The organism is Mycobacterium sp. 852002-51163_SCH5372311, from assembly GCF_001667115.1.
Lineage (GTDB): Bacteria > Actinomycetota > Actinomycetes > Mycobacteriales > Mycobacteriaceae > Mycobacterium.
On sequence record NZ_LZIJ01000055.1, the window covers coordinates 210579 to 234920 of the forward strand.

24 protein-coding genes are annotated in these 24342 nt (G+C 66.9%); 14 read left to right on the top strand and 10 right to left on the bottom strand.

The genetic code is table 11. The features are described from left to right. The first annotated feature begins 237 nt into the window (after positions 1–237). Positions 238–1314 (top strand): ferredoxin--NADP reductase, encoded by a 1077-nt coding sequence (locus tag A5791_RS07460; protein WP_156661051.1) that lies wholly within the window; start codon positions 238–240, stop codon positions 1312–1314. A gap of 248 nt (positions 1315–1562) precedes the next feature. Then, positions 1563–2096, top strand: a complete 534-nt coding sequence (locus tag A5791_RS07465; RefSeq protein ID WP_067233417.1) for a hypothetical protein — start codon at positions 1563–1565, stop codon at positions 2094–2096. Between the two features lie 208 nt (positions 2097–2304). Here A5791_RS07465 and A5791_RS07470 read toward each other — a convergent pair whose 3' ends face one another. After that, positions 2305–4419, bottom strand: coding sequence for an acyl-CoA dehydrogenase (locus tag A5791_RS07470; RefSeq protein WP_067233419.1), 2115 nt, complete (start codon positions 4417–4419; stop codon positions 2305–2307). Positions 4420–4813: 394 nt separating this feature from the next. Between A5791_RS07470 and kstR the strand changes: the two genes are divergently transcribed. Next, a complete protein-coding gene (kstR, locus tag A5791_RS07475; protein ID WP_197504625.1) occupies positions 4814–5419 on the top strand; it encodes a cholesterol catabolism transcriptional regulator KstR in 606 nt (201 codons plus the stop codon). 40 nt (positions 5420–5459) lie between these two features. Here the strand turns inward: kstR and A5791_RS07480 are convergent, their stop codons facing one another. Further along, on the bottom strand, positions 5460–6539 hold the full coding sequence (locus A5791_RS07480) for a LacI family DNA-binding transcriptional regulator (protein WP_067233425.1): 1080 nt from the start codon (positions 6537–6539) through the stop codon (positions 5460–5462). A 262-nt stretch (positions 6540–6801) separates the two neighbouring features. Between A5791_RS07480 and A5791_RS07485 the strand changes: the two genes are divergently transcribed. The 7 genes from A5791_RS07485 (at position 6802) to A5791_RS07515 (ending at position 13113) form a co-directional block, all read left to right on the top strand. Further along, positions 6802–7653 (top strand): metal ABC transporter solute-binding protein, Zn/Mn family, encoded by an 852-nt coding sequence (locus tag A5791_RS07485; RefSeq protein ID WP_067233530.1) that lies wholly within the window; start codon positions 6802–6804, stop codon positions 7651–7653. A gap of 4 nt (positions 7654–7657) precedes the next feature. Then, on the top strand, positions 7658–8473 hold the full coding sequence (locus tag A5791_RS07490) for a metal ABC transporter ATP-binding protein (protein WP_067233428.1): 816 nt from the start codon (positions 7658–7660) through the stop codon (positions 8471–8473). Further along, a complete protein-coding gene (locus A5791_RS07495; RefSeq protein ID WP_067233431.1) occupies positions 8473–9336 on the top strand; it encodes a metal ABC transporter permease in 864 nt (287 codons plus the stop codon). The genes A5791_RS07490 and A5791_RS07495 overlap by 1 nt, the downstream gene beginning before the upstream one ends. A gap of 67 nt (positions 9337–9403) precedes the next feature. Then, a complete protein-coding gene (locus tag A5791_RS07500; protein WP_067233434.1) occupies positions 9404–10114 on the top strand; it encodes a sensor domain-containing protein in 711 nt (236 codons plus the stop codon). 74 nt (positions 10115–10188) lie between these two features. Further along, positions 10189–10950, top strand: coding sequence for a LamB/YcsF family protein (locus A5791_RS07505; RefSeq protein WP_067233437.1), 762 nt, complete (start codon positions 10189–10191; stop codon positions 10948–10950). Further along, a complete protein-coding gene (locus A5791_RS07510; RefSeq protein WP_067233439.1) occupies positions 10950–11870 on the top strand; it encodes an MBL fold metallo-hydrolase in 921 nt (306 codons plus the stop codon). Before A5791_RS07505 ends, A5791_RS07510 begins: the two co-directional genes overlap by 1 nt. A 4-nt stretch (positions 11871–11874) precedes the next feature. Beyond that, positions 11875–13113 carry an SLC13 family permease gene (locus A5791_RS07515; RefSeq protein WP_067233442.1) on the top strand — a complete coding sequence of 413 codons (1239 nt, stop codon included), beginning with the start codon at positions 11875–11877 and terminating at the stop codon, positions 13111–13113. A gap of 66 nt (positions 13114–13179) precedes the next feature. Here the strand turns inward: A5791_RS07515 and A5791_RS07520 are convergent, their stop codons facing one another. From A5791_RS07520 to carD, 6 genes are all read right to left on the bottom strand, one after another. After that, positions 13180–14088, bottom strand: coding sequence for a glycerophosphodiester phosphodiesterase family protein (locus A5791_RS07520; RefSeq protein WP_156661052.1), 909 nt, complete (start codon positions 14086–14088; stop codon positions 13180–13182). A gap of 74 nt (positions 14089–14162) precedes the next feature. Further along, positions 14163–15092, bottom strand: coding sequence for a 23S rRNA (guanosine(2251)-2'-O)-methyltransferase RlmB (gene rlmB, locus A5791_RS07525; protein WP_067233445.1), 930 nt, complete (start codon positions 15090–15092; stop codon positions 14163–14165). Beyond that, positions 15093–16511: a cysteine--tRNA ligase gene (gene cysS, locus A5791_RS07530; protein WP_369828026.1), complete on the bottom strand. Its 1419-nt coding sequence runs from the start codon at positions 16509–16511 to the stop codon at positions 15093–15095. A 38-nt stretch (positions 16512–16549) separates the two neighbouring features. Next, a complete protein-coding gene (gene ispF / locus A5791_RS07535) occupies positions 16550–17029 on the bottom strand; it encodes a 2-C-methyl-D-erythritol 2,4-cyclodiphosphate synthase (protein ID WP_067233450.1) in 480 nt (159 codons plus the stop codon). Next, positions 17026–17694 carry a 2-C-methyl-D-erythritol 4-phosphate cytidylyltransferase gene (gene ispD / locus A5791_RS07540; RefSeq protein WP_067233453.1) on the bottom strand — a complete coding sequence of 223 codons (669 nt, stop codon included), beginning with the start codon at positions 17692–17694 and terminating at the stop codon, positions 17026–17028. The genes ispF and ispD overlap by 4 nt, the downstream gene beginning before the upstream one ends. Next, entirely contained in the window at positions 17691–18179 is a 489-nt protein-coding gene (gene carD, locus A5791_RS07545; RefSeq protein ID WP_003419482.1) for an RNA polymerase-binding transcription factor CarD, read from the bottom strand. The genes ispD and carD overlap by 4 nt, the downstream gene beginning before the upstream one ends. Before the next feature lie 340 nt (positions 18180–18519). Here carD and A5791_RS07550 point away from each other — a divergent pair, with 340 nt between their 5' ends. From A5791_RS07550 to disA, 3 genes are read left to right on the top strand one after another with little or no spacing between them, the layout of a single operon-like run. Further along, positions 18520–19074 carry a hypothetical protein gene (locus tag A5791_RS07550; RefSeq protein WP_067233455.1) on the top strand — a complete coding sequence of 185 codons (555 nt, stop codon included), beginning with the start codon at positions 18520–18522 and terminating at the stop codon, positions 19072–19074. A 39-nt stretch (positions 19075–19113) separates the two neighbouring features. Continuing rightward, entirely contained in the window at positions 19114–20526 is a 1413-nt protein-coding gene (radA, locus tag A5791_RS07555) for a DNA repair protein RadA (protein WP_067233457.1), read from the top strand. A 30-nt stretch (positions 20527–20556) separates the two neighbouring features. Then, positions 20557–21639, top strand: a complete 1083-nt coding sequence (gene disA / locus A5791_RS07560; RefSeq protein ID WP_082966802.1) for a DNA integrity scanning diadenylate cyclase DisA — start codon at positions 20557–20559, stop codon at positions 21637–21639. 8 nt (positions 21640–21647) lie between these two features. On the opposite strand, the gene A5791_RS07565 is transcribed toward disA, so the two are convergent. Both A5791_RS07565 and A5791_RS07570 read right to left on the bottom strand, forming a co-directional pair. Then, positions 21648–22466 carry a hypothetical protein gene (locus A5791_RS07565; RefSeq protein WP_156661058.1) on the bottom strand — a complete coding sequence of 273 codons (819 nt, stop codon included), beginning with the start codon at positions 22464–22466 and terminating at the stop codon, positions 21648–21650. Between the two features lie 154 nt (positions 22467–22620). Beyond that, positions 22621–23250 (bottom strand): carbonic anhydrase, encoded by a 630-nt coding sequence (locus tag A5791_RS07570; RefSeq protein ID WP_067233461.1) that lies wholly within the window; start codon positions 23248–23250, stop codon positions 22621–22623. On the opposite strand from A5791_RS07570, the gene A5791_RS07575 reads away from it, so the two are divergent. Beyond that, positions 23249–24163 (top strand): A/G-specific adenine glycosylase, encoded by a 915-nt coding sequence (locus tag A5791_RS07575; protein WP_067233464.1) that lies wholly within the window; start codon positions 23249–23251, stop codon positions 24161–24163. The two genes, A5791_RS07570 and A5791_RS07575, sit on opposite strands and share 2 nt — an antisense overlap. Positions 24164–24342 lie beyond the last annotated feature (179 nt).

Consider the following 24342-nt stretch of genomic DNA (forward strand, 5'->3'; position numbering starts at 1 on the left):
GGCCAGACCTTCCGGGTGGATTTACACAGAGACTAGAACACGTTCCGATTTGTGTCGAGCAGGGTATTCCTGCGGCTGGTAGCGATACCAATCGGCTTTTCTGTAACATGTTCTAGTTGCGTGGCGATCGCCAGAGCGGCACAACCGGTCGCAGCGGGTCGACACTGGTGGCATCCGTTGCGACCGCAAGAGCGGCGCAGCGGATCGTCACAGGTCGTGACGGAGAGAGGACGGGCGGTGACCGACGCGATACCCGACGAGCCACTCGGCGACCACGTCCTTGAACTGCAGATCGCCGAAGTCGTCGCCGAAACCGACGAGGCGCGATCACTGGTTTTCGAGGTGCCGGACGGCCCGAACGACCCAGGTATCCCGGCGGAGCGGCTGCGCTACGCGCCCGGCCAGTTCCTGACGTTGCGCGTCCCCAGCGACCGCACCGGCTCGGTGGCCCGCTGCTACTCGCTGTGCAGCTCGCCGTACACCGACGACGCGCTGACCGTCACCGTCAAACGCACCGCCGATGGATACGCATCCAACTGGCTGTGCGACAACGCCCACAAGGGCATGCGGATCCACGTCCTGGCGCCGTCGGGCAACTTCGTGCCCAAAACGCTGGACGACGACTTTCTGCTGCTCGCTGCGGGTAGCGGGATCACCCCGATCATGGCGATCTGCAAATCCGCGCTGTCCGAGGGCAGCGGTCACGTGACGCTGCTGTACGCCAACCGCGACGACCGCTCGGTCATCTTCCGCGAGGTGCTGCGCGAACTGGCCGCCAAGTATCCCGACCGGTTCACCGTGGTGCACTGGCTGGAGTCGCTGCAGGGACTGCCGAGCGCGACCGCGCTGGCGAAGCTGGCCGCGCCCTACACCGGGCGGCCGGTATACATCTGCGGGCCCGGCCCGTTCATGCAGGCGTCCAGGGAAGCGTTGACCGCACTGGACGTTCCTGCCCAGCTAGTGCACATCGAGGTGTTCAAGTCGCTGGATTCGGATCCGTTTGCCGCGGTGAAGGTCGAAGACACCGGAGACGAGGCGCCTGCCACCGCGGTCGTGGAGTTGGACGGTGAAACCCACACCGTGTCATGGCCGCGCCACGCCAAGCTGCTCGACGTGTTGCTGGCCGCGGGCCTCGACGCGCCGTTCTCGTGCCGGGAAGGTCACTGCGGCGCCTGTGCCTGCACGCTGCGCGGCGGCAACGTGACCATGGAAGTCAACGACGTGCTGGAACAGCAGGACCTCGACGACGGGCTGATATTGGCCTGTCAGTCGCACCCGGAAACCGATTCGGTGGAAGTGACCTACGACGAATAGTCGCAAGCGTTAAGTTGGCTGCTGCAGCGAAACTGCATCCAGGGCGGCCGAACCGCCTTCGGCGACGCACTGGCCGCAGGATCGATGCCATGACCGCAGGGTCGCGCGTTTGGGGGCCCAGGGCAATGGGGGCCGCCCGATATGGCCTGTCGATGTCTTTTGCAATCTTGTTCGGCAGAAGTGACCTTCGGAAAATGGTCGCACGCGTTAAGTTCTCCTTGAGGTCGACGCGAGGGAAGGGAAGCAAGATGAAGCGGCTGGTGATGGGCTTCGCTGTCGTCGGACTGATGTTCCCCTTCGCGCCCGCGGGTACCGGTCATGCGGCGAGCAACACCGCCACGACCCTGTTTCCGCTGGACGGCCCGAATCAGCTGGAGACGCACGCCCTCCTCAACTGCATGAAAGCGAACGGCAGCTGCGACTTCACGGTCGGAGCCGACATGCAAACCCCCGAGGGTGTGACGGGCTTCCCGTCCGGGCTCTGGGCACGCCAGACCACGGAGGTCCGCTCGTCGAACCGGCTGGCCTACTTGGACGCACACGCCAACGGCCAATACGAGCGGATCCACAAGTCGATGGGAAGCGACGAGATCACCACCGTTTACTTCGGTGACGGACCGCCGGACAAATACCAGACAACCGGCCGCATCGACTCGACCGACTGGTCGACCGGCCAGCCCAAGACCGACATCAACGTCTTCCTTTGCACCCACATCCAGGTGGTCTACCCCGGGGTCAACATCACCTCGCCGAGCACCTGCGCCCAAGCGAATTTCTCGTAGGGGTTGACCCGTTGCGGGCCCGCCGCATATGAGTCAGTGGCGATCGCGTTTGACTGTGAGCTCACGGCTTTGGCAGTGAGCCCGGGGCGTGGGGAGCGCTGAAATCCCGCCGTGAATGCACAATCAAAGCCCTGAGCTCACAGTCAAATCCCTAGGCGCACACTCAAAGCCGATCATCAAGGGCGCTTGGCGCGCACCGGCAGCACCGCTAGCGCGGCAATCCGAGCAACCGCTCGGCGGCGACAGTGAGCAGGATCTGCTCGGTGCCGCCGGCGATCGTCAGACACCGGGTGTTGAGGAAGTCGTGTACAGCGCGATTTTCGACGAGACCGCCACCCTCGGACACGTCCATCGCGTATTCGGCCAGCGCCTGGCGGTAGCGCACGCCGATGAGCTTGCGCACGCTGGACTGCGCACCCGGGTCCTGACCGCCGACCGCCAGCTGGGCGATGCGCTGGTCGAGTAATGCGCCGGTGGCGGCGGTGGCGATCAGCCGTCCGAGCCGGTCTTGATCGGCAGCGTCGAGGTCCAGCTCGGCCAGCACCTTGAGCAGCTCTTCCATCGGATTGCCCAGGGCGGTGCCGGTCGCCATGGCGATGCGCTCGTTGGCGAGCGTGGTGCGGGCCAACCGCCAGCCGTCGTTCACCGTGCCGACCACCATCTCGTCGGGAACGAACACGTTGTCCAGGAAGACCTCGTTGAACAGCGAGTCGCCGGTGATCTCCCGCAGGGGCCGGATTTCGATTCCAGGCGATTTCATGTCCACCAGGAAGTAAGTGATGCCTTTGTGCTTCGGGGCGTCCGGGTCGGTGCGGGCGAGGCAGACTCCCCACCGCGCCTTGTGCGCCGCCGAAGTCCACACCTTCTGCCCGGTGAGCAGCCAGCCACCCTCGGCCCGCACGGCCTTGGTGCGCAGCGACGCCAGGTCCGAACCGGCTCCGGGCTCGGAAAACAGCTGGCACCAAAGGAATTCACCGCGCAGGGTGGCCGGCACGAAGCGCTCTATCTGCTCCGGAGTGCCGTGCTCGAGGATGGTCGGCGCCGCCCACCAACCGATCACCAGGTCGGGACGCACGACGCCGGCCGCAGCCAGTTCCTGATCGATCAACAGTTGCTCGGCCGGTGAAGCGTCGCGCCCGTACGGCGCCGGCCAGTGCGGCGCCTGCAAACCTGAATCGGTCAGCGCTACTTGGCGCTTCTCCTCCGGCAGCGCGGCAACCTCGGCGACGGCCGCGGCGATCTCCGGGCGCAGGCTTTCGACCTCCGACAGATCGATACCGAGACGACGCCGGACACCGTCCTGGGTCAGGGCGGCGACGCGCCGCAGCCAACTCTCGGAGCCTCCGAGAAAGCGGCCGATGCTGTGGGCCCGCCGCAAATACAGGTGCGCGTCGTGTTCCCACGTGCAACCGATCCCGCCGAGCACTTGGATGCAGTCTTTGACGTTGGCCTTCGCCGTGGCGATGCAGATGCTCGCGGCCAAAGCCGCGGCGATGGCGAACTGGCTTTCGTCGTAATCACCGGCGGCCCGGGCCGCGTCGGCGGCGGCCACCTCGGCCTGCTCGGCCCGGCACAGCATTTCTGCACACAGGTGCTTGACGGCCTGGAAGCTACCGATCGGCTTGCCGAACTGTTCACGCACCTTGGCATAGGCGACGGCGGTGTCCAGGGCCCAGCGGGTCACCCCGGCCGCCTCGGCGGCCAGCACGGTTGCGGCCAGGTCGGCTACCGGCCGCTCGCCCAGCAACGACGCCTCAGCCGAGGTCAGCACCACACGGGCCAGCGGCCGGGAAAAGTCGGCGGTCCGCAGTGGCTCGATCGACACCCCGTCGGCGGTGCTGTCGACCAGCAACCAATGCTCCGCGACCGGCAACAGCAGGAACCCACCGGGCGCGGCGCCCAACACCCACGGCAGGGTGCCTGACGCCTGCGAAGTCTCTCTGTCGAATCGCACGTCACCTTCGAGCGCGACACCGGCGAATCGTTCGCCGGACGCCAGCGCGCCCAGCACTGAGGGTTGCGTCGGGTCGGACACGACGAGAGTGGCCAGCGCGGTGGTTGCGACCGGCCCCGGCACCAGTGCCTTGGCCGCCTCCTCGACCATCGCGCAAAGGTCTTCGGTGCTGCCGCCCGCTCCGCCGTGCTCTTCGGGGACGGCGACTCCGAACAGTCCCAGGTCGGCCAGCCCCGCGTATACCGGCCGCCAGGCGTCGGCGTTGCCTTGCTCAATGGCGCGGACGGCCTGGGACGAGCCGGAGTTGCGGGACCAATCGCGCACCAACTCACGCGCGGCAGACTGTTCGTCGGTGACGGTCGCTACCACGTGTGAGTCCTCCGCGTGCTGTTCGACGTGACAAGAGGGGCGATGCCGCCGCTACCTAATTGTCCGACTCCTCCTCGGCTTGCTCCGCAAGCCGCATCGTCGTCGACTGGTCCCGATTGTCCGACTCCTCCTCGGCTTGCTCCGCAAGCCGCATCGTCGTCGGACTAGAACGTGTTCTAATAGTGCCAGTAGTCGACCGTCAAGTCGAACGCCATTGCAGCAGGACACGCGGTTGTGTCGGCGGCAGGGAGGTGGGAAATTCACACACGAAATGCGTATCGTTTGCGAACGGACCGCCGGAAAAGGAGCTACCCCTCAGATGTCGCCAACGAACACAAACCCGGGCCGCGCCGCCTCCCAGGCGGAATATGCGCAGCCCCGAGAGGTGGTGAACGTGGCGGTATTGGCTGAGTCCGAGCTCGGTTCGGAGGCGCAGCGAGAACGGCGCAAGCGCATCCTCGACGCGACGATGGCCATCGCGTCCAAAGGCGGTTACGAGGCCGTGCAGATGCGGGCGGTGGCAGACCGGGCTGACGTCGCGGTCGGGACGCTGTACCGGTATTTCCCGTCGAAGGTGCATCTGTTGGTGTCGGCGCTCGGCCGGGAATTCAGCCGGATCGACGCCAAGACAGACCGTTCGGCCGTTGCCGGCGGCACCCCGTTTCAGCGACTGAAATTCATGGTCGACAAGCTCAACCGGGCGATGCAGCGCAATCCGCTGCTCACCGAGGCGATGACCCGCGCATACGTGTTCGCCGACGCCTCCGCCGCAAGCGAGGTCGACCATGTCGAGAAGCTCATCGACAGCATGTTCGCGCGCGCGATGGCCGACGGCGAGCCGACCGAGCACCAGTACCAAGTCGCCCGCGTGATCTCAGATGTATGGACGAACAACCTGCTGGCCTGGCTGACCCGGCGAGCCTCGGCGACCGACGTCAGTAAGCGGCTCGACCTGGCCGTGCGGCTGTTGATCGGCGACGGCGAAAACTCCCGCAGCTGAATTTGCGGCTACGGCGCAAAGTATGTCGGCACGCGACGGGCTATGCGGGCGGACCCGCGGTGCGGCCCCGGATCAGCTCGGTGGCCAACAGTTCGATAACCGGCAGACCGGATCGCGGCGGCTTCTGCACAAGTTCACCCGCCCGGCGTCCCTTCTGCAGGCTCGGCTGCGCCACGGTGGTCAGACCGCGGCCGATCGCCTCCGGCACGCCGTCGAAACCCGTGACGGTCAGCTGACCGGGCACGTAAATGCCATGTCCCCGTAGGTAATCCATGGCCGACAAGGCCAACATGTCCGCGGTGCACATCAGCGCGGTGATGCGCGGATTGGCGTCCAGTGCCGTCTTTGCGGCGGCGCCGCCGGAGGTAAGCAGGTGCTCGTAGCTCTCCACCACGGTGAGCGAATCCGGGTCGATGCCGTGAGCCGTCATCGCCTCCCAGACCCCGATGATGCGCTCGCGCTGCACATCGAATGTCGGCGACTTCAGCCGTTGCGGGTCCACCAGTCCGTGGCGTCGGTCCCGGCCCAGACGCATGGTGAGAAGGCCGATCTCGCGATGCCCCAATCCCATTACGTAATCTGCGATTTCGCGCATCGCCGCCCGGTCGTCGATACCCACCCGCGACACTCCGGGCAGGTCGATCGGCTGGTCAACCACCACAACGGGCAGCCGCCGCTGCAGCACCACCTGCAGATAGGGGTCGTCGTCGCAGACCGAATACACCACAAAACCGTCCACTCCCGCGGAGAGCACGGCAGCGGTTCCGTCGGCCAAACTGCGGCTGGGCCCCACCGCTACCAGCAACAGCCCCTGCCCCAGTTCTTCGCACGATTGCGCCACTCCCGCAACGAAATCCCGGGCCGCGGGGTCGCTGAAGGAGTAGGTGAGCGCTTCGGTCATCACCAGACCGATCGCGCCGGCTTTGCGGGTACGCAGCGAACGCGCCACCGGATCCGGTCCGGCGTAACCCAACCGCTTGGCCGTGGCGAGCACCCGCTCCCGCAGTTCCGGTGAAAGCTGATCCGGTCGGTTGAAAGCGTTCGAGATGGTGGTCCGCGAGACCTTCAGCTCGGCCGCCAAGGACGCCAGAGTCGCACGCCGACGCGGTGTGGGACTCACGTTCGGCCACGCTACAGCGGGTTGGTCGACTCAGTTAAGCGCCGCAGGGCCCCGCTTTACTAATGGAAACGATTTTCATTAATATTAGTGGTCAGCTTAGGGCCGGCGAGAGGAAATCGGGCGTGCGGACGGCTCTAATGAGACACGAATGGGCTTAGTCAATGGTGGCGACCCGCCGCGCCCGGCCACGCCGCGCTTGCGATCGCCACGAGTCAACGGTGGCTGGCGCTGCGCTGTCATCGCCATTTTGATCGGCTCGACGATGTTGGCCGGCTGCGGCACCAGCCATGGCGCGCACCCGCACGCGGGCGCCGTGGTGGCCTCCACCGATGTGTGGGGCAGTGTGGCACGCGCCGTCGCCAAGAACCATCTCACCGTCAGATCCCTCCTGTCCGGCGCCGAGACCGATCCGCACTCATACCAGGCCAGCCCGTCGGACGCGGCAGCCATCGCCGACGCCGCGCTGGTGGTCTACAACGGCGGTGGGTACGACCCGTGGGTCGAGCAAGTGCTCACCGGCCATCCCGGAATCAAATCGGTCAACGCGTATTCACTTCTCGAGCCCGCCACTTCCGCCGGCGGGCCCCCCGACGAACACGTCTTCTACGACCTCAACGTCGCAAAGTCGGTGGCCGCGCTGATCGCCGACCGACTGGCGGTCATCGACCCGGGCAATGCCGCGGACTACCACGCCAACGCCGCCGAGTTCTGCCGCGGCGCCGACGCGATCGCCATCTCCGAACACGCCATCGCCACCAACTACCCCGCTACCGGCGTCATCGCGACCGAACCCGTCGGGCATTACCTGATCGCCGCTTCCGGCCTGGTGAATCGCGCCCCGCCCGCATTTGCCGCGGCCAATGAGAACGAAACCGATCCGTCACCGGCCGACGTGGCCTCCGTACTGGACCTGATCAACCACCGGCAGGTCGCGGCACTACTGCTCAACCCGCAGACGTCCAGTGCCGCGACCAACAGCCTCAAGGACGCTGCCCGGCGCGCAGGTGTCCCGGTGGCCGAAGTAACCGAAACCCTACCGCCGGGCACCGACTACCTGACGTGGCAACGCAATACGGTCAACCAGCTGCTCGTCGCACTGCGGTCGGGTCGATGAGCGCGTGAGTCACCAGGCTGTCGGGGTCGTCGACCGCGGTGCGCAGAGCGTTTCGCTTCAGGGTGCCGGGCTGGCGTTCGGCGATCGCGTGCTGTGGGATCACCTCGACCTATCGGTGTCCCGCGGAGAGTTCATCGCGGTATTGGGGCCCAACGGCACCGGCAAGACGTCATTGCTCAAGGTGCTGCTGGGGCAGCTTCCGCTGAGTGCCGGTCTCGCGCTGGTAGAAGGCAAACGCATCACCTCGGGCAGCGCCCACATCGGGTATGTGCCGCAACATCGGCCGATGGACCGCGACGTGATGTTGCGCGGGCGCGACCTGGTCGCACTCGGCATCGACGGACGCCGCTGGGGCTGGGTGTCGCTGCGCCCCGCCGATCGGGCCGGACGGCGCGAGGCCGTGCGGCAGGCGCTGCGTCAGGTCAACGCTGAACGGCTGGCCGATGTCCGCGTCGGGGTGATGTCCGGCGGCGAGCTGCAGCGAGTGCGCGTAGCGCAGGCACTGGCCAGCGACCCCATGCTCCTGCTTTGCGATGAGCCGCTATTGACGCTGGACCCGGCCAACGCCAAATTGATAGCGGCGCTGATCGACCGGCGCCGCCGGGAAGCCGAGACCACGGTCATCGTCGTCACCCACGAGGTCAACCCGATCCTGCCGTATGTGGACCGGGTGCTCTATCTGGTCGACGGCCGGTTCACCGTCGGCGCTGTCGAGCAGGTGATGACGAGCGAGACGCTGTCGCGGCTCTACCAGGCCGATATCCAGGTGGTGAAGGTCAAGGGACGGTATGTGGTCGTCGGCGCGCCGGACGGGGCCTAATGAACTACCGGCTCGCCGAGGTATTGGACCATCTGTTCTCCTTCGACATCACCGCACACCTGCTCCGGCACGACTTCGTACAGCAGGCGCTGGTCGCGGCGGCCCTGCTGGGCTTGGTGGCCGGGCTGATCGGCCCGTTTATCGTGATGCGCCAGATGTCGTTCGCCGTACACGGTTCCAGCGAACTTTCCTTGACCGGCGCCGCGTTCGCTTTGCTGGTCGGGTTCCAGGTGGGCCTGGGTGCGCTGATCGGCAGCGCACTGGCAGCGGCGCTGTTCGGCGTGCTCGGTCAGCGAGCCCGGGAGCGGGATTCGGTGACCGGGGTGGTGCTCGCATTCGGGCTGGGATTGGCGGTGCTGTTCATCCATCTCTACCCGGGTCGGACAGCGACCAGTTTTGCTTTGCTGACCGGCCAGATCGTCGGGGTGGGATATTCCGGGCTGGCGATGCTCGCAGCCGTTTGCCTGCTCGTCATAGCCGTGCTGGCGGTCTGCTACCGCCCCTTGCTGTTCGCCACCGTCGACCCCGAGGTGGCGGCCGCGCGTGGCGTGCCGGTACGCGCCCTGGGCATTGTGTTCGCCGCGCTGGTCGGAGTGGTGGCGGCTCAGGCCGTGCAGATCGTCGGGGCACTGCTGGTGATGTCGTTGCTGATCACCCCGGCGGCAGCGGCGGCCCGCGTGGTCACCTCGCCGGTCGCGGCGATCGTGGCGGCCGTGGTGTTCGCCGAAGTCTCTGCCGTCGGGGGCATCCTGCTGTCCCTGGCGCCCGGCGTTCCGGTCTCGGTGTTCGTCGCGACTATTTCCTTTCTGATCTACCTGTTTTGTTGGCTGATCGGGCGCCGTCATCAGTACGCCAGCACTTAAGCTGTTCCAACGCAACCGGCCGAGCCGGCCGTTGCCCCGGCTCATGCGCGGAGTAGGGAAAGCGATCATGCGTCAGCACATTATGGTGCTTTTGCTACTGAGTGCCTGCACGCTGGCCGTCGGATGTACCGAAAGTGTCAGTGGGACCGCGTCACCAGCCGATAAGTCCGGCCCCTTTGCCGAACCGCCGCTACCGGTGTCCGCGCTTGACGGCCTGCTGCTCGACGTGGCACAGATCAATTCCGCGTTGGGCGCGACGTCGATGAAGATCTGGTTCGACGCCCGGGAGATGTGGGATTGGAGCGCCGACGTGACCGACCGGAATTGCCTGGCCGTAGATGGACCCGCACAGACCAAGGTCTATGCCGACACGGGCTGGACCGCTATGCGGGGTCAGCGGCTCGACGACAGCCTGGACGGCTCCAAGAGGCGCGACCACTACGCCATCCAGGCCGTGGTGGCTTTCCCGTCCGGCCGCGATGCCGCGTCCTTCTTCATGTCCTCCACGCAAAGCTGGCCCGCTTGCTCCAATCGCCGGTTCTCCGACCCCACTCCGGGTCAGCCGGACACCGTGTGGGCGGTGGCCGAGGTCACCAATCGCGACGGCACCCTGGGCACCTCGGAAATCCAGGAAGGCGGCAGCGGATGGGCCTGTCAGCGAGCATTGACGGTGCGCAACAATGTCGCCGTCGATATCGCGACGTGCGCCTTCACCCAACCCGGTTCGGCGGCAAGCGACATCGCCAGGCGGATCGCGGCCAAGGTCGCTAGGCAATAGGCGATAGAGCGTGGCGCCAGACCATCCAGCTAGTTGCCCGGGTGTCGAGGTGCGCCAGCCCATAAGCTGGTTCGATGACCCGCATCGACCTCAACGCCGACCTGGGCGAGGGTTTCGGTGTCTGGCGTCTCGGTGATGACGACGCCATGCTTGGGATCGTCACCAGCGCCAACGTCGCGTGCGGTTTTCACGCCGGAGATCCGGCCGGCCTGCTTCGCGTGTGCCGGTCGGCCGCCGAGCGCGGCGTGCGGATCGGCGCGCAGGTGAGCTATCGCGACCTGGCCGGGTTCGGCAGGCGTTTCATCGACGTCGCCGCCGACGACCTGCTCGCCGATGTGGTGTATCAGATCGGCGCTTTGCAGGCGCTCGCGCGGGCTTGCGGCTCGGCGGTGTCATATGTCAAACCCCATGGGGCGCTGTACAACACGATCGTTCGCAATCGCGAACAGGCCGCCGCCGTGGCGGCCGCGGTACAGATGGTCGACCCCGGGCTGCCGGTGCTGGGCATGACCGGGTCGGCATTCTTCGAAGAGGCGGACCGTGTCGGGCTGCACACGGTGCCCGAGGCATTCGCAGATCGCGCGTACCGTGCCGACGGCCAGCTGGTTTCCCGACGCGAGCCCGGCGCCGTGCTGCACGATCCGGCGCTGATCGCGCAGCGGGTACTGGACATGGTGGCCACCGGCCAGGTCGCCGCGGTCGACGGCACTGCGGTCCCCGTCACCGTGGTGGAATCGGTTTGTGTGCATGGTGATTCACCCGGTGCGGTGCAGATCGCGGCCGCGGTGCGCGATCGGCTGAAAGCTGCCGGCGTCGAGATCAAGGCTTTCTGCTGATGCGAATGAAGCTGGGGCGTCCCGATATCGGGCGGTATTCGGACCGATTCGATGTGCCCGTCGCCGAATCCGGTGCGCCGCTTTCGGTTACCTGGCTCGGTGTGACGACACTACTGCTCGACGACGGTTCATCGGCAGTGCTGACCGACGGTTACTTCTCCCGCCCGGGCCTGCCCCAGCTGGCCTTCGGCAAGGTGTCGCCGTCAGCCGAGCGCGTCGACGAATGCCTTGCACGGGCGGGGATTTCGCGGCTGGAGGCCGTCATACCCGTACACACGCACATCGACCACGCGATGGATTCCGCGCTGGTGGCCGACCGGACTGGGGCGAAACTGGTCGGAGGCGAGTCGGCGGCCAACGTGGGGCGCGGATATGGGCTGACCGACGACCGTATTGTCGTGGTGGTGCCGGGTGAGCCAATTCAATTGGGCGCCTACGACGTAACGCTGGTGGAGTCGCATCACTGCCTGCCGGACCGGTTTCCCGGAGTGATCAGCGAGCCGGTGGTGCCGCCGGTGCGCGCGTCGGCGTATCGCTGTGGTGAGGCGTGGTCAACGCTCGTCCATCATCGCCCGACGGGGCGCAGGCTGCTGATCCAGGGCAGCGCCGGTTTTGTCAAGGGCGCGTTGGACGGCCATCGCGCCGAAGTTGTGTATCTGGGGGTCGGGCAGCTGGGTGTGCAGCCTCGGTCTTACTTCGTCGACTACTGGACCGAGGTGGTGCGGGCGGTGGGAGCGCGGCGAGTGGTTCTCGTGCATTGGGACGATTTCATGCGGCCGCTGTCAGAACCTCTGCGCGCCTTCCCCTATGCGGCCGACGACCTGGATGAGTCCATTCGCATCCTCGACGAACTGGCGGCGTCCGACGGTGTCGCGCTGCACATGCCGACCGTGTGGCGGCGCGAGGACCCTTGGGTCTAGCACCTTGACGCTGGTCTTTGCTCTGCTGCTGCTTGTTGTCGTGCTGGGGTTCGCGGTTGCCCGGCCCCGGGGCTGGCCGGAGGCGTTGGCAGCGGTTCCGGCGGCACTCATTCTCATTGCGACAGGCGCGATCTCGACAAGGCAAGCGGCGGCGCAGGTGAGCGGGCTGGCCGGTGTGGTCGTCTTTTTGGGCGCTGTGCTGGTACTGGCCAAGCTGTGCGACGACGAAGGGCTGTTCGAGGCCGCCGGCGCGGCCATGGCGCAGCGGTTGGGATCCAGGGGCCTGTTGCGCGAGGTGTTCGTCATCGCCGCGACCATCACCGCCGCGCTCAGCCTGGACGCCACGGTGGTGTTGCTGACTCCGGTGGTGCTGGCGACGGTCCGGCGGTTGCGAACTCCGGTGCGGCCCTACGCCTATGCCACCGCACACCTGGCCAACGGGGCGTCGCTGCTGCTTCCGGTGTCCAACCTGACCAACCTGCTGGCCTTCCACGTCGCCGACCTGTCGTTCACCAAGTTCACGCTTGTGATGGCACTGCCGTGGCTGGCCGCGGTCGGCACGATATATGTGGTCTTCCGGTGGTTTTTCAGACGCGATCTGCGCATTGCGCCGGACCCTGAGCAACTCGGCGCTCCGCCTCGTCCGCCGGTGTTCGTGTTGGTTGTAGTCGGGTTGACTCTTGTCGGTTTTGCTTTCGCCGAATCGGTCGGGCTTGCTCCGGCCTGGGCCGCGTTAGCCGGAGCGTCGGTGTTGGCGCTGCGCAGCCTCTACCACCGACGCACCTCGGTGGTGGAGATCGTGCGCTCGGTGAACGTGTCCTTTCTGGTGTTCGTCCTGGCGCTGGGCGTGGTGGTGCAGGCCGTCATGCTCAACGGGATGACGACGCACATGTCGGCGGTGCTGCCTTCGGGCTCAGGGTTACCGGCGCTACTCGGAATCGCGGCGCTGGCTGCTGTTTTGGCCAACATCGTCAACAACTTGCCTGCGACGCTTGCCTTGATGCCGCTGGTCACGGCCAGCGGGCCGGCGGCGGTGCTGGCGGTGCTGATCGGAGTGAACATCGGGCCGAACCTGACCTACGTCGGCTCGCTGTCCAACCTGCTATGGCGACGAGTGCTGCGACAGCATGACGTCGAGGCAGGCGTCGGCGAGTACACGTTGCTGGGGCTGTGCACCGTGCCTACCGCTTTGGTTGCGGCAGTGTTGGCGTTATGGACCGGGGTGCAACTGCTCGGCTCGTAACCGCGAGCAGACGCAAAATCGCCCTAAAATGCGCCATTTAACGCGAGTTTGCGTCTGCTCGCGGTCCTAAAGCAAGCTGCGCAGCAGCGCCGGATAGTCGGTGATCAGGCCGTCGACGCCGTCGGCGATCAACTCGCGCATGACATCGGCGTTGTTGACCGTCCACGGAATCACCTTGAGCCCCAACGTGTGTGCCCTATCGACGAACGCCTTGTCGACCAGCGTGTACCTGGGCGACAGCCAAGTTGCACCCACCATCATCGCGCCGATCATCGGATCGCCGGCCACGGCGGGGTTGATACCGGCCAGCCACGGCGAACCAGGTGTCCAGGTTTCCTCATTCCACAACGCCACCAAGGGAATCGACGGCGCGGCCTGATGTACTATCGCCAGCGTCCGCCAGTCGAAGCTCTCAATTTCGATCCGGTCGACCTTGCCCGCCGTCCTGGCCGCGGCCAGTACCGCATCGACGAACTCCTGCGGGTCAGCCGAGACCTCCGGACGGTCGGCGGCCACCTTGGTCTCGATGTTGTAGCGGACGTCAGCGTAACCGGTGGCCTCGAAGACTTCGGGCAAGGTCGCTATCTTGTTGTGCCGAACCACTTCCGCCTGCGGAAACTCACCGCTGGGCCGGCCGCAGTCGAGGGTGCGGATCTGTGCGAGGGTGAGCTCGTGTATGAGCTTGCCGACGTAGGGGTATGCCGCATCGCCTGGGGACGCTGGCCCGGTGTCGGAGCACTGCCGGGGATCGATCGCCGGGTCGTGCCACACCACAGGTTGGTCATCCTTCGTGATGTTGATGTCGAATTCCAATGTGTTGACACCGATTTGGATCGCCTTGGCGAAGGCTCGCAGCGATTCCCCGGTAGCTTCGCCGCGCCCGCCCGCATGCGCCTGCACGTCGAAGTCGGGCGACTGGGCGTGCGCCGTCCCCAGCCAATGGAGCAACGCGACACCGAGCAGCAGCGCACCCAACGCCCGCGAGCAGACGCAAAAGCTCGCGCACGCGCGGCGTGTCGCGAGCTTTTGCGTCTGCCCGCCCAATGAAGTCAGCCCCGTCGCTGGCGTGCGATCTCGGCAAGCACCACCCCGGCTGCCACCGAGGCGTTCAGCGACTCGGTATGACCGGCCATCGGGATGGACACCACCTCGTCGCAGTTCTGCCGCACCAACCGGGACAGCCCCTTGCCTTCCGAACCGACGACCAGAACCAGCGGGTCAGTCCCGTCCAGCTCGTCGAGCGGCGTATCTCCATCGGCGTCCAACCCGATCACCCGCAGCCCGCGATCGCCCCAATCCTTAAGTGCCCTGGTGAGATTGGTGGCCCGGGCAACGGGGATCCGGGCCGCGGCACCAGCGCTGGTGCGCCAGGCCACCGCCGTCACCGAGGCGGAACGACGCTGCGGAATCAGCACGCCATGACCGCCGAACGCCGCCACCGAACGCACGATCGCGCCGAGGTTGCGGGGATCGGAGATGTTGTCCAACGCGACGAGCAGCGCCGGCGGTGTCTCCAGCGCTGTTGCCACCAGGTCGTCGGGATGGGCGTAACCATACGGCGGCACCTGCAGCGCGATGCCCTGGTGCAGGTGGTTGGCGGTCATCCGGTCCAGGTCGCTGCGCGGCACTTCGAGGATGGCGATGCCCAAATCCCCCGCACGGGAGACAGATTCGGTGAGCCGTTCGTCGGCCTCGGTGCCCAGGGCGACGTACAGCGCGGTAGCCGGAACACCTGCGCGCAGGCATTCCAGCACCGGGTTGCGGCCAAGCACCGTCTCGGTTTCGTCGGTCCGACGGGCCGGCCGACGCGCCTGCGCAGCCGCCCGCTTGGCGGCGGGGTGGTTGGGCCGCAGGTGCGCGGGCGGCGTGGGACCTCGGCCCTCCAGCGCGCGCCGGCGCTGTCCACCCGAGCCGACGGTGGGTCCCTTCTTGGTGCCGGATTTGCGCACGGCCCCCCGGCGGCGGGAGTTACCGGCCATCTACTTGCCGTCCGACCGCAGCGACCACTGCGGCCCGTCGGCGGTGTCGGTGACCTCGATGCCAGCCTGGTTGAGCCGGTCCCGGATCTCGTCGGCCAGCTCCCAATTGCGCTGCTCGCGGGCTTTTTGCCGGTTTTCCAATTCGTTTTGCACCAGCACGTCGACGGCGGCCAGCGCGGCCGACGTCTCGTCGCGCGATTCCCAGCGTTCGTCAAGCGGGTCGCAGCCCAAAATGCCCATCATCGCCCGAATTCCGCTGGCACTTTTCAAGGCGCCCTCGTGGTCGCCGGCATCAAGGGCACGGTTGCCCTCCGCGCGCATCTGATGCACCTCGGCCAGCGCGGTCGGAACCGACAAATCGTCGTCGAGCGCCTCGGCGAACCGGGGGGTCCATTCGCCGGGCACGACGGCCCCGGCGCGGTTGCGCACCCGATGCAGAAAGTCCTCGACCCCGACGTAGGCGTTGACCGCGTCGCGCAGAGCGGCCTCGGAGTACTCCAGCATCGAGCGGTAGTGCGCGCTGCCCAGGTAGTAGCGCAGTTCGGCCGGGCGCACCCGTTGCAACATCGCCGGTATGGAAACGACGTTCCCCAGCGACTTGCTCATCTTCTCCCCACCCATCGTCACCCAGCCGTTGTGCAGCCAGATGCGGGCGAATCCGTCGCCGGCGGCGCGGCTCTGCGCAATCTCGTTCTCGTGGTGTGGGAAGATCAAATCCATTCCGCCGCAATGGATATCGAATTCCGGTCCAAGGTAGGTACGGGCCATCGCCGAACATTCGATGTGCCAGCCCGGACGTCCGCGGCCCCACGGCGACGGCCACGACGGCTCGCCCGGCTTTTCGGCTTTCCACAGGGTGAAATCGCGCTGATCGCGCTTGCCGGTGGCCACCCCCTCGCCCTGGTGGACATCGTCGATCCGGTGCCCGGACAGCTGACCGTAATCCGGGTAGCTGAGCACATCGAAGTACACGTCGCCGCAGCCGGTGTACGCGTGACCAGTTTCGATCAGGCGTTGCATCAATTCGATCATCTGGGTGATGTGACCGGTGGCGCGTGGTTCGGCCGACGGCGGCAGCACATCCAGGGCGTCGTAGGCCGCGGTGAATGCCCGCTCGTGGGTGGCGACCCACTCCCACCACGGCCGGCCCGCCGCTGCGGCCTTGGTCAGGATCTTGTCTTCGATGTCGGTGACGTTGCGGATGAAAGCCACGGTGTAGCCGCGGGCCAGCAACCAGCGGCGCAGAATGTCAAAGGCCACCCCGCTGCGCAGGTGCCCGATGTGCGGTAGCGCGTCCGGGGTGGCGCCGCACTGGTAGATGGAGACGTGCCCGTCGCGCAGCGGGACGAAGTCACGCACCGTCCCAGACGCCGTGTCGCGTAGCCGCAAGGTCACGACGTGCCAGCTTACCTGGCCAATTGGCGCGGCCCGCGACCGCTCGGGCCGCGAACGACGGGTCAGGTGACCCGCACCACCAGCGCCGTCGCGATGGCGGCGACGCCCTCCCCGCGGCCGGTGAGGCCCAGTCCGTCGGTGGTGGTGGCGGACACCGCAACCGGCGCCCCCACCAGGCCCGACAGCACGGATTGCGCCTCGGCGCGACGCGGGCCGATCTTCGGCCGGTTGCCGATCACCTGCACGGCAGCGTTACCGACCCGGAAGCCCTGCTGCGACAGCAGCTCGGCAACATGGCGCAGCATGTCGGCCCCGGTGACACCCTTCCAGCGCGGGTCGTCAACCCCGAACACGCCACCGATATCGCCCAACCCTGCCGCCGAGAGCAGCGCATCGCACAGCGCGTGCGCCGCGACATCGCCGTCGGAATGTCCGGCGCAGCCGTCGGCATCGGGAAATAGCAGCCCCACCAGCCAGCACGGCCGTCCTGGCTCAATCGGGTGCACGTCCGTACCCAAACCGACGCGTGGCAGTTCGTTCACTGCCGCACGATCGCTTGGGCCAGCAATAGATCGAGCCGGGTGGTGATCTTGAACGCCAGCGGGTCGCCCTCAACCAGCTGGACCTGGCCGCCGACGTGCTCTATCAGGGACGCGTCATCGGTGAAGTCAGCCCCGGTTGCGTGCCGATAGGCCCGCTCGAGCAGATCTCTTGCGAACCCCTGCGGCGTTTGCACTGCGCGCAGTCCGGCTCGCTCAGGTGTGCCGAGGACCGCCCCGTTGGCATCCACGGCTTTGATGGTGTCAGAGACCGGCAGCGCGGGCACCACGGCACCATTGCCGGCCCGCAGGGCGTCGACAACCCGCACGATCAACCCCGGTGGGGTCAACGCCCGCGCGGCATCGTGGACCAGCACAAACTCCGGGTTTTCCGGCACAGCCTGGAGCGCCTGCGCGACCGATTCGGTGCGGTTGGCGCCACCGGTCACCACAATCGCCGTGTCGCCGAGGACACGCTTCGCATCGTCGACACGGCCGGCGGGTACGGCTACCACCACGTTGTCGACGACACCGGAATCCAGGATGCCGCCGACGGCCCGTTCGAGCAAGGTGCGCCCGTCGAGCTGATAGAACGCCTTGGGAATCCCGGCAGCCAGCCGCTCACCCGACCCTGCGGCCGGAACTATTGCGACGACGGTGCTCTTCAGGACGCGGCGGCCAGAACCTCGTCCAGGATGGTCTCGGCCTTGGCGTCGTCGGTGCTCTCAGCGAGCGCCAACTCGCCTACCAGAATCTGCCGAGCCTTGGCGAGCATGCGCTTCTCGCCGGCGGACAAACCGCGTTCCTGGTCACGACGCCACAGGTCGCGCACCACCTCGGCCACCTTGTTGACGTCGCCGGAGGCGAGCTTTTCCAGGTTGGCCTTGTAGCGGCGGGACCAGTTCGTCGGCTCTTCGGTGTGCGGCGCGCGCAGGACCTGAAAAACCTTGTCCAGGCCTTCCTGGCCGACCACATCGCGGACGCCGACGTACTCGGCGTTCTCCGCGGGCACTCGAACCGTCAGGTCTCCCTGCGCAACTTTCAAGACGAGATACTCTTTTTGCTCCCCTTTGATGGTTCGGGTTTCGATCGCCTCGACTAACGCAGCACCGTGGTGTGGGTATACAACGGTGTCTCCGACCTTGAAAATCATCTGATTCGAGCCCCTTTCGTTACTCCATGCTAACACGGCCGTCCAACACCCGCGGAACAACGGTGCAGGTCAGGGGCACGACGCTCGCAGATTAGGGGTTGACAGGCGAGGCAAGACGTGCAAGGCGTCACACCGCCGACGGCCTTCCCGGGGTGCTGTTGCGCTGGTCCCGGGGCCGCCGGAGACACCTCAGCAACGGTCAGCTGCCCTGCCGGCCGCCCTTCCGGCTCGGTGCAGTGGGCTATCGTCGACGGCACCTCACCTACTACTGTGCATAGTTGTACGTTCCACCGTCGCGTCCTTCCCCTGAACCAGAGGCCAATGCAGCAGGAGGCATTGAGTGAACCGCTTCAAGACCTGCCTCCCCGCCCTACTATTCGTCGGTGTCGTTGCCTTAGTTGCGCCGGTGCTCAGCGGTTGTGGGGCCGGCCAGATTGCGCAGACGGCGAACCAGGAGCCCGCCGTCAACGGCAACAGGCTCACCATCACCAATGGCGAACAGCGTGTGGAGCTGCGCGACATCCGCATCCAGGCCGCGCAGACCGGTGACTTCATCGAGCGGGGCCGGACGGTGGACCTGGTGTTCGTCGCTGTCAATCAGTCGCCCTACGTTGCCGACAGGCTGGTCGAGATCACCAGTGACATCGGCAAGGTCGAGATAACCAACGACGCTCGTCTGCAGCCCAGCGGGATGCTTTTCGTCGGTGCGCCCGAAGGCCAGCGGGCCGAGGCGCCGGGTCCCATCGGGATCAGCAACGCCGCCAAGGCGGTGGTCACCTTGGCCGAGCCGATCAGCAACGGCCTCACCTACAAGTTCAACTTCAAGTTCGAGGTGGCCGGTCAGGGCAGCGTGATGGTGCCGATTTCGGCCGGACCGGAGCCGCAGCGCGTGTGAATCCGGCGGGCTGTCATACCAGCCCGATACGGTCATGTCGTGGCGACCACGCGTACCCAGTACCGCTGCTCGGAATGCCGTCACGTCACCGCTAAATGGGTAGGGCGCTGCCTGGAGTGCGGAACCTGGGGCACCGTCGACGAGGTGGCCATGCTCAGCGCGGTCGGCGGTGCCAGTCGGCGTTCCGGAGCCGCCGCGTCCCACGCCGTTCCGATCAGTTCGGTTGACGCGAACCAGGTGCAACCCTGCCCCACCGGCGTCGACGAGTTGGACCGGGTGCTCGGCGGCGGTGTGGTGGCCGGCTCGGTGACGCTGCTGGCCGGCGACCCCGGGGTGGGCAAGTCGACGCTGCTGCTCAAGGTCGCCCATCGGCAGGCGCAGTCCGGCCGGCGCGTGCTGTACGTCTCCGGCGAGGAGTCCGCCGGCCAGATCCGGCTCCGTGCGGATCGGATGGGGTGCGTCGGTGACGAGCTCTACCTGGCCGCCGAAGCCGACCTGCACAGGGTGCTGGAGCACATCGCCACGGTCCGGCCCACCCTGGTCGTCGTGGACTCGGTACAGACCATCTCGACCACCGCGTCCGACGGCGTCGCCGGCGGCGTCACACAGGTGCGGGCGGTGACGGCCGCGCTGACCGCGGCGGCCAAGGCCAACGGCGTCGCGCTCATCCTGGTCGGCCACGTCACCAAGGAGGGGGCCATCGCGGGGCCGCGGTCACTCGAGCATCTGGTCGACGTGGTGCTGCATTTCGAAGGCGACCGCAACAGCACGTTGCGGATGGTTCGCGGGATCAAGAACCGTTTCGGCGCTGCCGACGAAGTCGGGTGTTTTCAGTTGCACGACAACGGAATCGAAGACGTCGCCGATCCTTCCAGCCTGTTCCTGGATCAACGGCCCGCCCCGGTGGCCGGCACGGCGATCACGGTGGCGCTGGACGGGAAGCGACCACTGATCGGCGAAGTCCAGGCATTGCTGGCGACACCGAACGGCGGTTCACCCCGTCGTGCCGTCAGCGGCATCGACCATGCCAGGGCCGCCATGATCACCGCCGTGCTGGAAAAGCACGCCCGGCTCAACCTCGCGGTCAACGACATCTACTTGTCCACCGTCGGCGGCATGCGGCTGACCGACCCGTCGTCGGACCTCGCGGTGGCGATCGCGCTGGCCTCGGCGCACGTGAACCTGCCCTTGCCGGCTACGGCGGTGGTGATCGGTGAGGTAGGTCTGGCCGGCGACCTGCGCCGGGTCCACGGCATGGAACGGCGCCTTGCCGAGGCGGCCCGGCAGGGGTTCAACATCGCGCTGATCCCGCCGGGTCACCGGGTACTACCGGCGGGCATGCATGCCCTGTGTGCGCCCAACATCGTTGCTGCTCTGGAGCACATGGTCGACATCGCCGACCACCGCAGCGCGACCCCAGCCAAGTCCTACCGGCTGGACAAGTCCCAATAGGGTCCCCCTAATCGGCCGGGACATAGCAGAATGCACGCTGTGACGCGACCGACGCTGCGTGAGGTTGTCGCCCGCCTGGCACCTGGCACCGGGCTCCGGGATGGCCTGGAGCGCATTCTGCGCGGGCGCACCGGGGCCCTGATCGTGCTCGGGCACGACGAGAACGTCGAGGCCATCTGCGACGGCGGCTTCTCGCTGGACGTCCGGTATGCGCCGACGCGGCTGCGCGAACTGTCGAAGATGGACGGCGCAGTCGTGCTGTCCACCGATTACAGCCGCATCGTGAGGGCCAACGTGCAGCTGGTTCCGGATCCCTCGATACCCACCGACGAATCGGGGACCCGCCATCGCTCGGCGGAACGGGCTGCGATCCAGACCGGCTACCCGGTGATCTCAGTCAGCCACTCGATGAACATCGTGACCGTCTACGTGGGCGGGGAACGCCACGTGCTGACGGACTCCGCGACCATCCTGTCGCGGGCTAACCAGGCCATCGCGACCCTGGAGCGGTACAAGACCCGGCTCGACGAGGTCAGCAGGCAACTGTCCAGAGCCGAGATCGAGGATTTCGTCACGCTGCGGGACGTGATGACCGTGGTCCAGCGCCTCGAGCTGGTGCGTCGCATCGGTTTGGTCATCGACTACGAAACCGTCGAGCTCGGCACCGACGGCCGCCAATTGCGACTTCAGCTGGAGGAGCTCCTGGGCGGCAACGACACCGCCCGGGAATTGGTCGTCCGCGACTACCACGCCAATCCCGAGCCACCGTCGGATCCGCAAATCGCGGCCACCCTGGCGGAGCTGGACAGCCTGTCCGACACCGAACTGCTCGAACTCACCGCGCTGGCAAAGGTTTTCGGGTATCCGACCACGGCTGAGGCGCAGGACTCGGCACTGAGCCCGCGTGGCTACCGCGCGATGGCCGAGATTCCCCGACTCCAGTTCGCGCATGTGGACCTGCTGGTGCGGGCCTTCGGAACGCTGCAGGGTCTGCTCGCGGCCAGCGCCAGCGACCTGCAATCGGTGGAGGGCATCGGCGCGATGTGGGCGCGCCACGTGCGTGAGGGCCTGTCGCAGCTGGCAGAGTCGACGATCGCCGATCCGATGGATTGACTTCGGAGCTATCCCGCGGGGGCGGGACCGGGCGCCGGCGGCCCTTCGGGTTGCGGAGGAACCGGTTGGCCGGCCGGCGCGGGCCCGGGAGGTGCCGGCGGCTGATTCAGGATGAACGGAACGGGCTGCGAGCGAAGGTTGCCCAGCTGCACCACCAGGTTGTAGGTCCCCGCTCCGATAGCCGGCCGCGGCAAGGGGCAGTGCGGCGCCGAGCCCATCCCGGTCCAAGTCACCGCGGTGGTCACTTGCTCGCCGGGCGTAAAGGTCTTGACCAGCGTCTCGTTGGACGGCGCGCAGTCCAGGTTTGACCACAGCCGCTTGTTGTCCAGCGAGTAAACGTAGGCGGCAAGCACCGCTGCGCCGACGTCGCGTTTGCAGGCCACCAGGCCGATGTTGGTCACGACCATGGTGAATTTCGGCTGGTCACCAATGAAGTACTGGGGCGCGTTGGTCAAGCCTTTGACCGCCAGGGTGGAATCGGGGCAGTCGTCACCCTCCTTGAGCACGGGCGGCGGCTGTACCGCGGCCGTCGGTGTCGGGGACTCGGGGTTCTGCCCCTGGGGGGGTTGTCCCTGTGGCGGTGCCACCGGCGGGCTGCCCTGCGGCGCGGCGGGGGGCGGCGCTTGCGCCGCGGGCGACCCGGGATGGCTTTGCGCCGAACCCGCTTTCTCGGCGTTGGAGGGTTTGGCTCCGGCGCTGCTGCTTACGAAGGCAATGATCGTCGCAACCGCGATCCCGACCACGACCACCACAATGCCCAGCGCCAGACCTCTGCGCCGCCAGTAAATCTCGGTGGGTAGCGGGCCACGCGGTTCCAGATCCAGCACATTCACACCGTAGGCCCAGGTCACGCATACTCGTTCGACCCGGCTCGGCGTGTCGCGCGGTTAGCTGAGCTCTAGAAAGCACAAGACGTGTTAGGGGCGGCCTACCGGACCGGAACCCGACCGCCGGGGCGTCGTAGGGTCAGCTCGGCCGAATTCAGCTCTGCGGCTCGTCTCCGATATCACCCACATGGTGGACCAGCACCGCGCGCCCCTCGGCAAGACGGTACGTGATGCCCGCTATTGCCAGAGTGCCGGCCGCAACCCGCTCCGCGATGACCGTCGAACGCTCAATGAGCTGTGCGGCCGTCTCGCGTACATGCCGCGCCTCGAATTCGTCGACGCGGGTCAGCCCGTCGCGGCGGCCCAACAGAATCGTCGTGACAACCCGCTCCACCAGGTCCCGCACAAAACCGACTGGTATTTCGCCGTCATCGAGCGCGCTCAGGGCGGCCTTGACCGCACCGCAGCTGTCATGGCCGAGAATCACGATCAGCGGCACGTCGAGGACAGCCACCGCGTACTCGATGGATCCCAGGACAGCCGCATCGATGGCCTGCCCGGCGGTGCGTACCACGAACATGTCGCCCAGGCCCTGGTCGAAGATCAGCTCGGCGGCCACCCGGCTGTCGGCACAGCCGAAGATCACCGCGGTCGGCTTCTGGCCTGCGGCGAGACTGGCGCGATGGTCGATGCTTTGGCTCGGATGCTGGGGCTTGCCGGCGACGAATCGCTCGTTACCCTCTTTGAGTGCTTTCCACGCGGTTACCGGATTGGTGTTGGGCATGGCCAACATTCTGCCGGACGCCGCGGTGACCGGCTCCGAACACATACCAGTCACCAATCTGGTGGACTGGTACCAGCGATCCCGTCGTGACCTGCCCTGGCGCGACCCCGGCGTTAGCGCCTGGCAGATCCTGGTCAGCGAGTTCATGTTGCAGCAGACGCCGGTGGCCCGGGTACTGCCGGTCTGGACGGAGTGGGTGCGCCGTTGGCCCACAGCGTCGGCCACCGCCGCGGCCTCGGCGGCCGATGTGCTGCGCGCCTGGGGCAAGCTCGGCTATCCGAGGCGGGCCAAGCGGCTGCACGAGTGCGCCACCGTAATCGCCCGCGACCATGCCGACGTGGTGCCCGACGACGTGGACACCCTGCTGACCTTGCCCGGGGTGGGCAGCTACACCGCACGGGCGGTCGCGTGCTTCGCCTACCGGCAGCCGGTTCCGGTGGTGGACACGAATGTGCGCCGCGTGGTGGCCCGTGCCGTGCACGGCCGAGCCGACGCCGCAGCGCCGTCGGCGGCCCGCGACCACGCCGACGTTTCAGCCCTGCTGCCCAATGACCATGCAGCGCCTGAGTTTTCGGCGGCTCTGATGGAGTTGGGCGCTACCGTGTGCACTGCGCGGGCGCCCCGGTGCGGGTTGTGCCCGCTGGGCGAATGCGCGTGGCGGCAGGCCGGTTATCCGCCCCCGACCGGCCCGGCCCGACGGGTTCAGCCCTATGCGGGAACCGACCGTCAGGTCCGCGGGCGGCTGCTGGATGTGTTGCGCGCCAAAGACTCTCCGGTGTCGCGGGCCGAGCTGGACGGGGCTTGGCTGACCGATACCGCCCAACGCGACCGGGCCCTGTATTCGCTGCTGGACGACGGCCTGGTTACTCAGACCGGCGACGGCCGGTTTGCGCTGGCCGGTGAGGAGACTTAGCGCGAACTGGGGCGAATCGTCTGGTGCGCAATAGTTGTCACTAATATGAGCCGGGCACAACGACAGGGGCTTCAGTGGCGGGGACATTCGTGGCCTCGGGAGTTGGGCGCCTCTCTGTGTCAAGTGCTGTGGTGATCGGTTGTATCGTGGCCGGTGGCTGGCCCGGTAAGTGATTGCTC

Coding starts and splice junctions, on each gene's coding strand:
- A5791_RS07465 (WP_067233417.1), top strand. CDS start 1,563: ATGAAGCGGCTGGTGATGGGCTTCGCTGTCGTCGGACTGATGTTCCCC.
- A5791_RS07485 (WP_067233530.1), top strand. CDS start 6,802: ATGTTGGCCGGCTGCGGCACCAGCCATGGCGCGCACCCGCACGCGGGC.
- A5791_RS07495 (WP_067233431.1), top strand. CDS start 8,473: ATGAACTACCGGCTCGCCGAGGTATTGGACCATCTGTTCTCCTTCGAC.
- A5791_RS07500 (WP_067233434.1), top strand. CDS start 9,404: ATGCGTCAGCACATTATGGTGCTTTTGCTACTGAGTGCCTGCACGCTG.
- A5791_RS07505 (WP_067233437.1), top strand. CDS start 10,189: ATGACCCGCATCGACCTCAACGCCGACCTGGGCGAGGGTTTCGGTGTC.
- A5791_RS07510 (WP_067233439.1), top strand. CDS start 10,950: ATGCGAATGAAGCTGGGGCGTCCCGATATCGGGCGGTATTCGGACCGA.
- rlmB (WP_067233445.1), bottom strand. CDS start 15,092: ATGGCCGGTAACTCCCGCCGCCGGGGGGCCGTGCGCAAATCCGGCACC.
- carD (WP_003419482.1), bottom strand. CDS start 18,179: ATGATTTTCAAGGTCGGAGACACCGTTGTATACCCACACCACGGTGCT.
- disA (WP_082966802.1), top strand. CDS start 20,557: ATGCACGCTGTGACGCGACCGACGCTGCGTGAGGTTGTCGCCCGCCTG.
- A5791_RS07575 (WP_067233464.1), top strand. CDS start 23,249: ATGGCCAACATTCTGCCGGACGCCGCGGTGACCGGCTCCGAACACATA.
- A5791_RS07570 (WP_067233461.1), bottom strand. CDS start 23,250: ATGCCCAACACCAATCCGGTAACCGCGTGGAAAGCACTCAAAGAGGGT.